Annotated in this window: 16 protein-coding genes; 11 read left to right on the forward strand and 5 right to left on the reverse strand. The window is 73.0% G+C overall.

Annotation, left to right across the window (positions count from 1 at the left end; genetic code table 11):
• Window positions 1-77 precede the first annotated feature (77 nt).
• Both ABEA42_RS18205 and ABEA42_RS18210 read left to right on the forward strand, forming a co-directional pair.
• Window positions 78-899 (forward strand): DUF6299 family protein, encoded by an 822-nt coding sequence (locus ABEA42_RS18205; RefSeq protein WP_345505299.1) that lies wholly within the window; start codon window positions 78-80, stop codon window positions 897-899.
• Window positions 900-991: 92 nt separating this feature from the next.
• On the forward strand, window positions 992-1,603 hold the full coding sequence (locus tag ABEA42_RS18210; RefSeq protein WP_345505300.1) for a M23 family metallopeptidase: 612 nt from the start codon (window positions 992-994) through the stop codon (window positions 1,601-1,603).
• Here the strand turns inward: ABEA42_RS18210 and ABEA42_RS18215 are convergent.
• Both ABEA42_RS18215 and ABEA42_RS18220 read right to left on the reverse strand, forming a co-directional pair.
• Window positions 1,592-2,446, reverse strand: a complete 855-nt coding sequence (locus ABEA42_RS18215) for a DMT family transporter (protein ID WP_345505301.1) — start codon at window positions 2,444-2,446, stop codon at window positions 1,592-1,594. The genes ABEA42_RS18210 and ABEA42_RS18215 overlap by 12 nt on opposite strands.
• A 175-nt stretch (window positions 2,447-2,621) precedes the next feature.
• On the reverse strand, window positions 2,622-3,257 hold the full coding sequence (locus tag ABEA42_RS18220; protein ID WP_345505302.1) for a dihydrofolate reductase family protein: 636 nt from the start codon (window positions 3,255-3,257) through the stop codon (window positions 2,622-2,624).
• A gap of 159 nt (window positions 3,258-3,416) precedes the next feature.
• Between ABEA42_RS18220 and ABEA42_RS18225 the strand changes: the two genes are divergently transcribed.
• The 8 genes from ABEA42_RS18225 to ABEA42_RS18260 all read left to right on the forward strand — a co-directional run bounded on the left by ABEA42_RS18225 (window position 3,417) and on the right by ABEA42_RS18260 (window position 8,179).
• Window positions 3,417-3,626, forward strand: coding sequence for a DUF6582 domain-containing protein (locus ABEA42_RS18225; RefSeq protein WP_345505303.1), 210 nt, complete (start codon window positions 3,417-3,419; stop codon window positions 3,624-3,626).
• A gap of 78 nt (window positions 3,627-3,704) precedes the next feature.
• A complete protein-coding gene (locus tag ABEA42_RS18230; protein WP_345505304.1) occupies window positions 3,705-4,055 on the forward strand; it encodes an iron chaperone in 351 nt (116 codons plus the stop codon).
• A 61-nt stretch (window positions 4,056-4,116) separates the two neighbouring features.
• Window positions 4,117-4,551 carry an SOUL family heme-binding protein gene (locus ABEA42_RS18235; protein WP_345505305.1) on the forward strand — a complete coding sequence of 145 codons (435 nt, stop codon included), beginning with the start codon at window positions 4,117-4,119 and terminating at the stop codon, window positions 4,549-4,551.
• A gap of 30 nt (window positions 4,552-4,581) precedes the next feature.
• Entirely contained in the window at window positions 4,582-4,731 is a 150-nt protein-coding gene (locus ABEA42_RS18240) for a hypothetical protein (RefSeq protein WP_345505306.1), read from the forward strand.
• An 89-nt stretch (window positions 4,732-4,820) separates the two neighbouring features.
• Window positions 4,821-5,255, forward strand: a complete 435-nt coding sequence (locus ABEA42_RS18245) for a VOC family protein (protein WP_345505307.1) — start codon at window positions 4,821-4,823, stop codon at window positions 5,253-5,255.
• Between the two features lie 53 nt (window positions 5,256-5,308).
• A complete protein-coding gene (locus ABEA42_RS18250) occupies window positions 5,309-6,163 on the forward strand; it encodes an arylamine N-acetyltransferase family protein (protein ID WP_345505308.1) in 855 nt (284 codons plus the stop codon).
• Between the two features lie 184 nt (window positions 6,164-6,347).
• On the forward strand, window positions 6,348-7,574 hold the full coding sequence (locus ABEA42_RS18255; RefSeq protein WP_345505309.1) for a sensor histidine kinase: 1,227 nt from the start codon (window positions 6,348-6,350) through the stop codon (window positions 7,572-7,574).
• Window positions 7,571-8,179: a response regulator transcription factor gene (locus tag ABEA42_RS18260; RefSeq protein WP_345505310.1), complete on the forward strand. Its 609-nt coding sequence runs from the start codon at window positions 7,571-7,573 to the stop codon at window positions 8,177-8,179. Before ABEA42_RS18255 ends, ABEA42_RS18260 begins: the two co-directional genes overlap by 4 nt.
• A gap of 139 nt (window positions 8,180-8,318) precedes the next feature.
• On the opposite strand, the gene ABEA42_RS18265 is transcribed toward ABEA42_RS18260, so the two are convergent.
• From ABEA42_RS18265 to ABEA42_RS18275, 3 genes are all read right to left on the reverse strand, one after another.
• On the reverse strand, window positions 8,319-8,819 hold the full coding sequence (locus ABEA42_RS18265) for an ATP-binding protein (RefSeq protein WP_345505311.1): 501 nt from the start codon (window positions 8,817-8,819) through the stop codon (window positions 8,319-8,321).
• Window positions 8,816-10,273 carry an FAD-dependent monooxygenase gene (locus ABEA42_RS18270; RefSeq protein ID WP_345505312.1) on the reverse strand — a complete coding sequence of 486 codons (1,458 nt, stop codon included), beginning with the start codon at window positions 10,271-10,273 and terminating at the stop codon, window positions 8,816-8,818. Before ABEA42_RS18270 ends, ABEA42_RS18265 begins: the two co-directional genes overlap by 4 nt.
• 163 nt (window positions 10,274-10,436) lie before the next feature.
• Window positions 10,437-11,273 carry a sulfurtransferase gene (locus tag ABEA42_RS18275; protein ID WP_345505313.1) on the reverse strand — a complete coding sequence of 279 codons (837 nt, stop codon included), beginning with the start codon at window positions 11,271-11,273 and terminating at the stop codon, window positions 10,437-10,439.
• A gap of 38 nt (window positions 11,274-11,311) precedes the next feature.
• Between ABEA42_RS18275 and dusB the strand changes: the two genes are divergently transcribed.
• Window positions 11,312-12,541, forward strand: a complete 1,230-nt coding sequence (gene dusB / locus ABEA42_RS18280) for a tRNA dihydrouridine synthase DusB (RefSeq protein WP_345505314.1) — start codon at window positions 11,312-11,314, stop codon at window positions 12,539-12,541.
• The last annotated feature ends 142 nt before the right edge of the window (window positions 12,542-12,683 follow it).

Genomic DNA, 12,683 nt, shown 5'->3' on the forward strand with positions numbered 1-12,683 from the left:
TCTGGCGCATCCAGGTCCGCGGCCCCATCCTGCTCGGCACGGCCCAACCGGGGGCCGCTCCACAGCTGGGGGAACACATGAAGTTGTTGCGCTCCACTCTGTCCGCCGCCACCGCAGGATTGCTGCTCCTGCCGGTCATGGTCACCGCCGCCTCAGCGGCTCCGGCCACCAACGACACCGCCGCCACCGCCACGGTCGTGACGTCCCTGCCCACCACGATCACCGAGGACACGACGGGCGCCACCACGGACGCGCAGGACGCGGCCCTCAACGCCAACTGCGGCGCGCCGGCCACCAACGCCAGCGTCTGGTTCAGGTACACGGCACCCGCCGACGGGGGCGTGGTCGCCGACATGTCGGCGTCGTCGTACTCCGGCGGCTTCTTCGTCACCGAGGGGGCGCCCGCCGCGGACGGCAGCAACCTGGTCTCGTGTGGGCCGACGACCGTGGCCTTCGGCACCGTCGCGGGGCAGACCTACTACGTCGCGGCGTTCTCCGACACGTCCACGATCGGCGGCCAGCTGGTCGTGACGTTCGACGTGGCCCCGCCGCCCCCGGAGACGACCATCACCGTCGACCCCAAGGGCTCGGCGTACAAGGACGGCAGCGCGAAGCTCACCGGCACCTACTCCTGCACCAACGCCGACGACTTCTTCAGCGACATCGAGGGGACGCTCACGCAGCGGGTCGGACGGGTCAAGATCACCGGCGACTTCTTCGTCAACCCGCTGCAGTGCGACGGCGCCGTCCACCGCTGGGAGGCCGTCGCGTTCAGCAACAACGGCCTGTTCCGGGGCGGGAAGAGCGCCACGGTGGCCTTCTCCTTCGCCTGCGGCCTCCTCGAGTGCGCCGTCGGCTACGCGGAGCAGACCGTCAAGCTCAACACCAGCAAGAAGTAGCCAACGCACCGACGGTGACCTGCGCCCACGCGAGATCGGCGCAGGCCACCGTCGGCAGTGGCTCGGGAGACGGGGGTCGTGCAGTGCTGGAGGTGCTGGACCTGGTGTACCCGTTCCACGGACGGTGGCTGGTGCAGAACAGCCCGGCCGACCGTGTGCCCAGCCATGGCACCGCCGCCTTCGCCAGCTCGTACGCGATCGACTTCGTCCCCGTGGACGCGGACGGACGGTCGGCGCGGGTCAGGTTCTCCACGCTCGTCCGCAGCGAGCCGCCCGACCGGTTCCCCGGGTTCGGGCGCGAGGTGCTCGCCCCGGTCAGCGGGCTCGTCGTCGCGGTGGGGGACGGGGAGCCGGACCACCTCGCCCACCGAGGGCTGCCGTCCCTCGCCTACGCGCTGACCCAGGGGCGGCGCGCAGCGGCGGGCTGGCCGGCCCTGGCGGGCAACCACGTCCTCATCCGGTCAGGGCCCGGCCCGGTCGTGGCCCTGTGCCACCTGCAGCAGTGCAGCGTCCGGGTCGCGCCCGGCAACCAGGTGCGCGCCGGACAGACGATCGCCCGCTGTGGCAACTCCGGCAACAGCACCGAGCCGCACCTGCACCTCCAGGCCTTCACCGGGCCGCGCCCCGAGGAGGCGGTCGCCGTCCCGGTGACCTTCCACGGTGCAGCCCCCCGCAACGGGCAGGTGGTCGAGTCAGGCGGGTGACAGCCCCCGGGCGAGCTGGGTTGCGCCGGCGGCCACCACCAGGACGCAGAGCAGGTAGGCGGCGACGTGCCCGGGGGACAGGGGTAGCCGCTCGTGCAGGAGGGCCGCGCCGAGGACGACCGCGACCACGGGGGCCGTGGCCTCGTTGGCCGGGAAGCTCGCCGCGAGGGAACCCACCTGGAAGGAGACCTGGGTCAGGACGAGCGCGGCCGCCCCCACCACGAGGAGGCAGGCGAGCGGCACCCAGCCGTCGGGGCGCGCGAGCACCCCCACGCCGGAGCGCTGCCAGGTCGTCGCCACGGAGTCCAGCAGCACCCCGACGAGGCCGAACCACGCGCCTGCGACCGCGCCGTAGACCGCCGCGCGCGTGGCCCGGTGGGTGCCGCGCACGGCGAGGAGCAGGACGGCGCCCGCCACGGCCGCCGCGGCGAACGCCCACGCGGCGGGACCAGCCGTGAGCGCGGACGCCTCGCCCGGGTCGCCGACGAGCCCGAAGAAGACCGCCAGGGACGCGAGGATGCCGCCGCACGCGGCGTAGTCCCTCCCCGTGGGTGCCGGGCCGCCGAGCAGCCGCCCGACCGGCAGGGCCACCGGGACCGCCAGGACGAGCAGGGGCTGGACGAGGAGGACGGGACCGCTCGCGAGGGCCACCAGCTGCAGGACCAGGCCCAGGGCATCACCGCCGACGGAGGCCAGCCAGCGCGGGTCCCGCACGAGGCGCACCACGCCGCTCGCGTCGGCCTGCCCGGTGTCCCGGTGCGCTGCGCGGTGCTGCACCGCCGTGGCCGTGCCGTACGCGGTCGCGGACAGCACGGCGCTGGAGACGGCGACGACCAGGGACACGGGGTGACCGTATCCCGCCCGCTGCACGACACTGGTGGGATGACGTCCTGGAACCTTCTCCTGCGCGACCAGATGGCGTGGCTCCGGGACCTCAACGCACACCTCGGGCCGAGCCAGAGGTAGCCGGCAACGCCATCGCTCCGGTGGCCGTCCCCGGGGCCGTCCACAGCGGGATCTAGGAGGAGGCCTTGCGGGTGAAGGTCAGGTGGGTGACGCCGCTCGGCGACGAGACGGCCTCGATGTCGTAGGTGTCCTCGAGCGACTCGAGGCCGTCCCAGAGGCGGACCCCGCGCCCCAGCACGACCGGCACCTGGACGACGTGCATGTGGTCGACGAGCCCGGCGGCGAGGAAGTCGCGCACGACGGTCGGGCCGCCGCCGATCCGCACGTCCTGCCCACCAGCCGCCTCGCGGGCGGTCCGCAGCGCCTCGGCCGGTGTGGCGTCGAGGAAGTGGAAGGTCGTGCCGCCCTCCATCTCCATCGAGGCCCGCGGGCGGTGGGTCAGGACGAAGGTCGGGATGTGGAAGGGCGGGTTGGGGCCCCACCAGCCCTTCCAGTCCGGGTCGTCGTGCCACCCCGGTGGGCCGAACTTGTTGGCGCCCATGATCTCGGCGCCGAGGCCCTGGCTGTGCCGCTGCGCGAAGGCGTCGTCGACGCCCGTGGTCCCTCCCGCGTCCCAGAAGCGGGTCGCGAACATCCACTGGTGGAGCCGCTGTCCCGCATGGCCGAACGGTGTCTCGGCCGTCTGTGGTTCGCCGGTCGCGAAGCCGTCGAGGGAGATGGAGAAGTTGTGGATCCGTGCGAGTGACATCGGCGCGCTCCTCGGTGGCTGGGTGGTCGCCCTGATCATCGTCGCCACCGCGCAGCGCCGCGACCCCCCTCGGTGCCGGGAGCGCACGTCCGGGGGGCCCAACGGTTGGGCGGCGCGCCGACGGGGTACGCACCGGGTACACCGAGAAGGGAGAACCAGATGTCCAAGGACCTGAGCGACAGCGAGAACCGCAAGCACCTGAAGAAGTCCTCGTTCGCGCTGCCCGAGCAGGAGAAGTACCCGATCCCCGACATCGAGCACGCGCGCAACGCCCTGGCGAGGGTGGCGCAGCACGGGTCGGAGGCGGAGAAGAAGAAGGTCCGCGCGGCCGTGGTGAAGAAGTACCCCAGCCTCGACAAGGACGACTGACCGTCCGGCGCCGGTGAGGTGAACGACCACGCGCCGGGCATCTGGCCCTCGCCCGGGGTCGCGAGCACACTGGCTGCCATGACGGCCGACGAGGTGGACGCCTACCTGGCAGGGCTCGAGGAACCCAAGCGGAGCACGTTGGAGGCGCTGCGCCGGTCGATCCGCGCGGTCGTCCCGGACGCCGAGGAGTGCATCTCCTATGGCATGCCGGCGTTCCGGGTGGAGGGCAAGGTGGTTGCGGGCTTCGCGGCGTTCAAGCACCACCTCGCCTACCTGCCCCACAGCGGCACCGTGCTCGCCGGGCTGTCCGACGCCCTCACCGCGTACGAGCGCACGAGCGGCTCGCTCCACTTCCCGGTCGACGAACCCCTGCCCGACGAGCTGGTTCGGAGCCTCGTGGAGGCCAAGCTCGCGACCCTCCGGTCGTAGGGCGCGGCTGGGTCGGCCCGGGCCGCGATGATGCTCCCGGGAGGCGAGTAGCGTCGTCGGGGTGACCGAGACGCTGGCCTACGAGGTCGTGCGGACGTACGAGGAGTTCGAGCTGCGGCGGTACGTCCCGCACGTGGTGGCGGAGGTCGTCGTCACGGGGTCGTTCGAGGAAGCCGGAAACAGGGCGTTCCGGACCTTGTTCGGCTACATCAGCGGCCAGAACCGGTCCGCCAGCAAGGTCGCGATGACGGCCCCGGTCACCCAGCACGACGCGCAGCGGGTGGCCATGACCGCGCCCGTGCAGCAGCGGGGGACCGACGCGGGCGAGTACGCCGTGGCGTTCGTCCTGCCCTCCTCCCTCACCCTCGACCACGCACCCGTCCCGACGAACCCCGAGGTGCAGCTCCACCAGCGCCCGTCAGCCCTCGTCGCTGCCCTCGGGTACCGCGGGCGCTGGACCCGCGCCTCCTTTGAGCGCCACCACGAGGAGCTGTAGCGCGCGGTGGCGAGTGCCGGCCTGACGCCCGTGGGCGCGCCCACCTGGGCGCGTTTCGACCCGCCCTTCGTGCCGTGGTTCCTGCGCCGCAACGAGGTCCTCCAAGAGGTCGCGGGGCAGTCCGACCACGAGGTCGACCACGAGGTCGACCACCAGGTCGACCACCAAGTCGACCGGTAGGGCGCGTCCACCGAACCTGGCGGCGCGACCGCGGCCGCGGCCGGCAAATGGCGTGGTGGCTGTCGGACCCCTCGTCCTAGGGTGTGCGCATGCCAACGGTGAAGCAGGTCCAGGTCACGTTTGACTGCGCCCAGCCCGAGCGGGTCGCCCGGTTCTGGTGCGAGGTGCTGGGATACGTCGTCCCGCCCGCCCCGCCCGGGTTCGACTCCTGGGACGACTTCAACGCCTCCCTGCCGGCGGACAAGCAGGACTCGGCGTTCGCGTGCGTCGACCCCACGGGCGCGGGCCCGCGGCTGTTCTTCCAGCGCGTCCCCGAGGGCAAGGTCGTCAAGAACCGGGTCCACCTCGACGTGCGCGTGGGCACCGGCCTGGTGGGCGAGGAGCGTCTCGCGGCCCTCGAGGCTGAGTGCGCCCGGCTGCTGCCGCTGGGGGCGACCCGTGTGCGGCTGCTGACCGCCGACGAGGAGAACGAGTCCTGCCTGGTGATGCAGGACGTCGAGGGCAACGAGTTCTGCCTCGACTGAGGCGGACCCAGTCGGGCACGAGGCGCAGCCACGAGGGGAGACAGGGAGCAGACGTGACGACGGACCGGACCGCGGACGCGGCTGCCGATGACTGGCTGGTGGGTTCGCTCGACCTGGAGGGTTACCTGCGGCGCCTCGACCTGCCGGCACGGGAGCCCAGCCGGGACGCCCTCGCAGAGCTGCACGAGCGCCACGTGCGCACCTTCACGTTCGACAACGTCGACGTGCTCCTCGGCCAGCACCCCGGCGTCTCCCTCGGCAGCGTCCAGGAGAAGTTCGTCGGGCGGGGCCGGGGTGGCTACTGCTTCGAGCACAGCACGATCTTCGCCGCAGCCCTGCAACGCCTCGGCTACGACGTCCGACGTCGCCTGGGCCGGGTCGGTGACCCCGCGACCGGCGCCCAGCAGGGGCGCACGCACATGGTGGTCGAGGTCGTCCTCGACGGCCGGCGCCTCCTGTGCGACCCCGGTTTCGGGATGAGCCTGAGCCGTCCCATACCCCTCGAGGACGGTGCCGAGGACGACTACCTCCCGGGGTGGCAGTACCGCGTGCACCACACGGCGGGCGGCTGGGCGCTGCTCCGCAGGCGGGACGAGGGCTGGGAGGTCACCCACACCACCGACGAGCTGGAGGTCCGGCCGGTCGACGTCGTGATGGGGCACCACTTCACGAGCACCTTCCCGGGCTCGCACTTCACGCAGGGCCTCATCGTCACCAAGCACCTGCCCGACCGCCACGTGGCGGTGACTGACTCGACGTTGACGGTCCGCAGGCCCGGGCAGCCCACCGAGCACCGTCCACTGCGCCCGGGGGAGCTCGACGACTGGCTGACCACCCTGGACGTGCCCCTGACGCCCGACGAGCGCTCGCGCCTGCTGGAGAAGGTCGCCTCGCTCGACCATCCCTGACAGACGTCACGGGAAGTTCGTGACGCGCGTCGCGGGTCGAGCCCGGCGGCCGGCGGCACGGTGGGGGCATGACCAGATCGCGCACCGTCGGAGGAGCGGTATGGCGCCCCGGCCGCGCAGACGGCCGCGCCTGATCGCCGCACTCGCCGCCGCGACGGACGTCGACTCTGCGAGGCTGGGGGCTGTGAGCACGCACCCCAGGTCCAGGTCGTCGGAGGAGTTCGCCGAGCCACGTCCCCGGCTCCTCACCGGTGACGACGAGCAGCCGCTGACCGGGCGGCTGCTGGGGGTCTTCTTCGCCGGGATCTGGCTCGTCTTCCTCTCCGACGCCTTCTCCGCCGCCTGGCGCCACCGCCTCGAGCTCCGTGGAGACACCGCGCTGGCGGTGCTGGTCGCGTTCGTCGTCGTCTACCTCGCCCACTTCATGCACCTGCGGCGTGCCGCGTGGGGAGCGCTCAGCGCACCTCCCCGCACGTGGTACGTGTCGCGGATCGGCCTGCTGTCGTGGGCGGGGCTCGCGGTCCTGGCTGCCCTGTCGACCATCACGATCGGGCAGGAGGGGGCCAGCACCTGGGTCTTCCTCGCGGTGTCGGGGTTGTGGACCTTCCGGCTGCGGCTGGGCCTGGTCGTCGGTCTCGTGCTGGTGGTCCTCTACGAGTTCCTCACCTTCCACGTCGACGGCTGGACCCACGACGCCAGCATCACCATGTCGATGGTCCTCGCCATGGCGGCTGTCACCGGGGGGATGATCGCCGCCCAGCGCCAGAGGGCGCTCGCCGAGGCACGCCAGGAGAACGCGCAGCTGGCCATCCAGGAGGAGCGTAACCGGATGGCCCGCGACGTCCACGACATCCTCGGCCACAGCCTCACGGTCATCACGGTGAAGGCAGAGCTCGCGGCACGTCTGCTGGAGGTCAGCCCCGAGCGGGCCCGGGCGGAGGTCGCCGACCTCGAGCGGCTGGCCCGGGACGCGCTCGCCGACGTGCGCCAGGCCGTGGTGGGCTTCCGGGAGATGTCCCTGCCGGCAGAGCTGGCCCGGGCGCGTGCCGCGCTCGCCACCGCCGGGATCGAGGCCGACCTCCCCACCGCCGTCGATGCCGTGCCAACCCACCTGCGGGAGGTGTGCGCCTGGACCCTGCGCGAGGGCGTCACCAACGTGATCCGCCACAGCGGGGCGTCCACCTGCAGCGTGACCCTCGACGAGACGGGGATCTGCGTGCGCGACGACGGCAGCGGACCGCTGCCCGGCACGCCCGGTACCGGTCTGCTCGGCCTGACCGAGCGCGCCGAGGCGGCAGGTGCGCAGCTGCGCACCCGCGGCCTCCTGCCGCACGGGTTCGAGCTCTCCGTGCGCACCGCCGGCCGCCCCGTCGGCGGGGGAGTCGATCCGGGTGAGAGGGTGGACGCGTGACGATCAGGCTGCTCCTCGCCGACGACCAGGCCCTCGTACGCGGTGCCCTTGCGACCCTGCTCGGCCTCGAGCCGGACATGGAGGTGGTCAGCGAGGTGGGCCGCGGTGACGAGGTGGTCGAGGCGGCTCGACGCACCGAGCCCGACGTGGCCCTCATCGACGTCGAGATGCCCGGGCTCGACGGCATCGCAGCGACCGCCGCCCTGCACGAGGCCCTGCCCGGTGTGCGGGTCCTCATCGTCACGACGTTCGGCCGTCCCGGCTTCCTGCGCCGTGCCCTGCAGGCCGGCGCGAGCGGGTTCGTGGTCAAGGACACCCCCGCGCGTCAGCTCGCGGAGGCCGTACGCCGCGTCAGCGCCGGGCTGCGCGTGGTCGACCCGGCCCTCGCCGCAGACTCCCTCTCCGGGGGCGAGTCGCCCCTGACCGCGAGGGAGACCGAGGTCCTGCTGGCGGCTCGCGACGGCGGGTCCGTGGCCGACATCGCCCGCCACGTGAGCCTGTCCGAGGGCACGGTGCGCAACCACCTCTCCTCGGCGATCGGCAAGACGATGGCCCGCAACCGTGCCGACGCCGTCCGCATCGCCGACGAGTTCGGTTGGCTCTGAACGGTTCTCGGCCGGCAGGCGTCTCAGTCGGCTGGGTCGACCGTTCCGCGGTGCAGCTCGACGCGCAGCCACGCGAACGCCCGGACGTCATCCGCGGTCAGGGAGGCCGGCCCGCCGACCGACTCCCCGGGCAGGAACGTCACCAAGGTGCCGGAACGCGGGCCGGGGGTGACGGCGCGGAGCTCGTCGTCGGGGATGCCGTGCCGGTAGGCCAGGCGCCGACGCTGCGGTGGTTCTCGTGGACGAGTAGGGGGCTCAGCGCGGCGACCGTCGACATCCCGCGCCGCGGGAGCCCGTCGGGCAGGAGTGGCGCGTCCTCGGCACCGAAGAAGCGCACGTCCCGCGTCGCCATCACCGGCTTCCGGACCACGTTGCCGTCCTTGTCCACCCGCGTGTCGGTGCCGCGCCCGTCGTCGGCCACCGTGACCGAGCCGTCGGGGTGCACGGTGACGGTGGCGTGCCCCACCCGCCCGAGCGCCTGCGCCTCGTCGTCGGCGTAGGCGAGCACCTCGAGCACCAGGTGTCGCAGACCCCCGACGTCATGGGTCTGCGCTTCGCGCCGGACGTCCGCCAGGTGCTGTCGGTCCAGGTCGTGGCCCCAGTCGTGGGTCGTCACGCCCCACGTCGCACGTTCGCTCATGGGCCGAACCATCTCACCAGCGCCTCCTGCAGCCCCTCCGCGGTCCCGTCGCCGACCCAGGCCACGTGGCCGTCGGGACGGACCAGCACCGCAGCCGGGGCGTCGACGGCGCCCACCACCGGCAGCTCCCAGGCGCCGGCGTACTCGGCGTCCACGAGCTGCACCCGACCCGACCACCGACCGAGGTCCACGGAGCCGGCGGGCCCGAGGTTGACGAGCACCGGACGTGCCGCGTGCAGCAACGAGTAGAGCCGCACCAGCTGCCCGTCGACCTGCAGGTCGAGGTCGGGCACCCGCCGCCCGAGCAGGGGGTGCCCCTCACCGAGGTCGTGCCGGACGTCGAGCCCCGAGATGATCCCCACGACGTGGCGCCGCGGCTCGTCCATGGCCACCAGCTCGTCCAGCAGGTCGCGGACGGCGACGATGCGGGCGTCCTGCCGCTGCAGGGCGCTCACGGACTTGGTGTACTCCAGCGCGCGGGCGTCGGCCGGGTGCCGCTCGTCGTGGTAGCTGTCGAGCAGGGTGTCGGGGGAGACGCCCTGCACCACCTGGGCGAGCTTCCAGCCGAGGTTCACCGCGTCCTGGATGCCCAGGCCGATGCCCTGACCGCCGGCCGGGGAGTGGATGTGGGCCGCGTCCCCGGCCACCAGCACCCGGCCCTTGCGGTAGGTGGCCGCCTGCCGGGTGGCGTCGCTGAAGCGCGAGATCCACGTCGGGTCGTGGACGCCGAAGTCGGTGCCGTACACGGCTTCCAGGTTGGCGGCCAGGTCGGCGAGGGTGGGCTCGGTGGTCGCGCCGAGCCCTGCCTCGGCCGAGACGACGCGGACCGTGTGCCCGTTCTCCATGAAGCTGAGCCCGTGCACGCCGTGGGCGTCGAACTTGATCCCCTGCGGCAGCTCCTCGGTCACCTCGACCTCGGCGATGAGCGTGCTCGTGGTCGCCTCCAACCCCGGGAACTCGATCCCGGCGGCCTTGCGGATTACGCTGCGCCCGCCGTCGGCGCCGACGACGTACTGCGCCCGCACCACCTCGCCACCGGCGAGCCGGACCTCGACGCCCTCGTCGTCCTCGGTCAGGCCGGTCACCTCGACGCCGCGACGCGTCGGCACGCCGAGCTCGTCCACCCAGCCGGCGAGGATCCGCTCGATGTGGTTCTGCCACAGGCCCAGCGTGTAGGGGTGCCTCGTCGGGAAGTCGCTCATGTCGAGCAGGAGCCGTCCCGAGTACGGCACGTCATGGGTCTTGCCCTCGGCGAGGAACCGGTCGGCGATGCCTCGCTGGTCGAGGATCTCGATGGTGCGCGAGTGGAACCCGCCGGCCCGCGAACCCACCAGCTCCGGTGTGGCCCGGCGCTCGAGCACGACGACCTCGACCCCTGCCAGCGCCAGCTCGCCGGCCAGCATCATGCCGGTCGGGCCTCCGCCCACGACCACCACGTCCACGTCGTCCACCACGTCGTTCCCCCTACTCGTCACCGCCCGCAGCCGGGCACGGCCGCCCAGTGTGCGGCAGGACGGGGGCCTTGCCGCAAGCCCCCGGTCGCGCTATACCTTGGTAGTGGCGAGGAGCAGAGCTCCTCGCCTTCGCCGTCGGTGGGGGGCGACCCGGGGGCACTGCTCACGCGGTGGCCACGGGCCGGCCGGGGTCGGTGACCCACTCGCTCCACGACCCGACGTAGAGTGCTGCGTCGATGCCGGCCTTGTGCAGTGCCAGCAGCTCGTGCGCTGCCGTGACACCGGACCCGCAGTAGACGCCGACGTCACCGTCGTCCGCGCGGATCCCCAACGCGGAGAACCGCTGTCGCAACGTGCCTGCGTCCAGGAAGCGGCCGTCGGGGAGGGCGTTGTCGGTCGTGGGTGCGTTCACGGCACCGGGGATGTGGCCCGCCACCGGGTCGATGGGCTCGGTCCGCCCGGCGAAGCGCTCGGAGGCCCTCGCGTCCACGAGCGTCCCGGCGCTGGCGATCTTCGCGGCGGCGTCGGCGTCGAGCACCGGCAGTGAACCCGGCCGCGCCGTGAAGCTCCCGGCCTCCGGCTGCGGCACATCGGTCGTCGTCGGTCCACCCTCGGCGAGCCAGGCGGCCATCCCGCCGTCGAGCACCCGGACGTCCTGCAGCCCGGCCCACCTCAGCACCCACCAGGCGCGCGCCGCCGCGAACGACGGCCCCTGGTCGTAGACCACCACGCGGCTGTCCGCGTCGACTCCGGCACGTCGCAGCGCCGCCTCGACCACCGCCGGGTCGGGCAGCGGGTGGCGGCCACCGGCGCCCGGCGGGCCTGCGAGCTCGGCGTCGAGGTCGACGTGGACGGCGCCGGGCAGGTGCTCCGCGACATACCGCTCACGGCCACCCGGCCCCTGCGCCCCGGTGAGGACCCACTGCACGTCGACGACGACGGGTGAGAGGGGTTGCGCGAGCTCTGCCCGCAGTTCGGCGGCGGTGACGAGGGCGCTCATTCGGCCAGTCAAGCAGCAGATGGGACACTGGTGCGGCCATGACCGCCACCACCGCACCCCAGACCCGCACCCCGCAGCCCGGCACCGCCGTCCTGCCCCCGCTCCAGATCGGCCGCCACACCATCGAGTCGCCCGTCGTGCTCGCGCCGATGGCCGGCATCACCAACCGCGCCTTCCGCAAGCTGTGCCGCGAGTACGGCGACGACGGCCTCGAGCGGGGCGGCGCCAGCGGGGCGACCTCCCTCTACGTGAGCGAGATGATCACCTCGCGCGCCCTCGTCGAGCGGACGCCGGAGTCGATGCGGCTCATCGAGCACGACCCCCAGGAGTCGCCCCGTTCGATCCAGCTCTACGGCGTCGACCCCGCGACCGTCGCCGCGGCCGTCCGGATGCTCGTCACCGAGGACCGGGCCGACCACATCGACCTCAACTTCGGCTGCCCGGTCCCCAAGGTCACCCGCAAGGGCGGGGGAGCGGCCCTGCCGTGGAAGAAGGACCTGTTCGAGGGCATCGTCACCGCCGCCGTCCGCGAGGCGAGCCCGTACGACGTGCCCGTCACCGTGAAGATGCGCAAGGGCATCGACGACGACCACCTGACCTACCTCGAGGCCGGCCTGACCGCCGAGCGCGCAGGCGTGGCCGCCGTCGCCCTGCACGGGCGCACGGCGTCCCAGGCCTACTCGGGAGAGGCGGACTGGAGTGCGATCGCCCGCCTCAAGGAGACCGTCAGGACCATCCCGGTGCTCGGCAACGGGGACATCTGGTCGGCCGAGGACGCCGTCCGGATGGTGCAGGAGACAGGCTGCGACGGGGTGGTCGTCGGTCGCGGGTGCCTGGGGCGGCCCTGGCTGTTCACCGACCTGGCCGCCGCGTTCGCGGGCACCACGGCGCGGGCCCAGCCGACGCTCGGTGAGGTCACCGCCACGATGCGCCGCCACACCGAGTACCTCGTGGACTTCTACGGCGACGAGTACAAGGCCTGCCGTGACATCCGCAAGCACATCGCCTGGTACCTCAAGGGGTTCCCGGCAGGGTCGACCGTGCGGCACTCGCTCGCGCTCGTCGACTCGCTGGACGCGCTCGACGCGCTCATCGCCACGATGGACGCCGACGCCCCGTGGCCGGGCGAGGCCGCCGAGGGGCAGCGCGGACGGGCGGGCTCACCCCGCCACGTCGCGCTGCCCGACGGCTGGCTGCAGTCCCGGACCCTGGACGACTCGGCGCGAGAGGCCGTCGCCCAGGCCGAGCTGTCCGTCTCCGGGGGCTGACCCCGGCAGTTCGGGACAGGCCCGACACTCCACTCCTCCAGGCATCAACTTCTCGTCACGGACACGCTTTTCGGCCCATCCGCTCGCGGGACGCCGACCCTACGGTGAGCGATGAGCCATCCGCCCTTGGCTCATCTCTATG

This window comes from Pedococcus ginsenosidimutans (assembly GCF_039544395.1).
GTDB lineage: Bacteria > Actinomycetota > Actinomycetes > Actinomycetales > Dermatophilaceae > Pedococcus > Pedococcus ginsenosidimutans.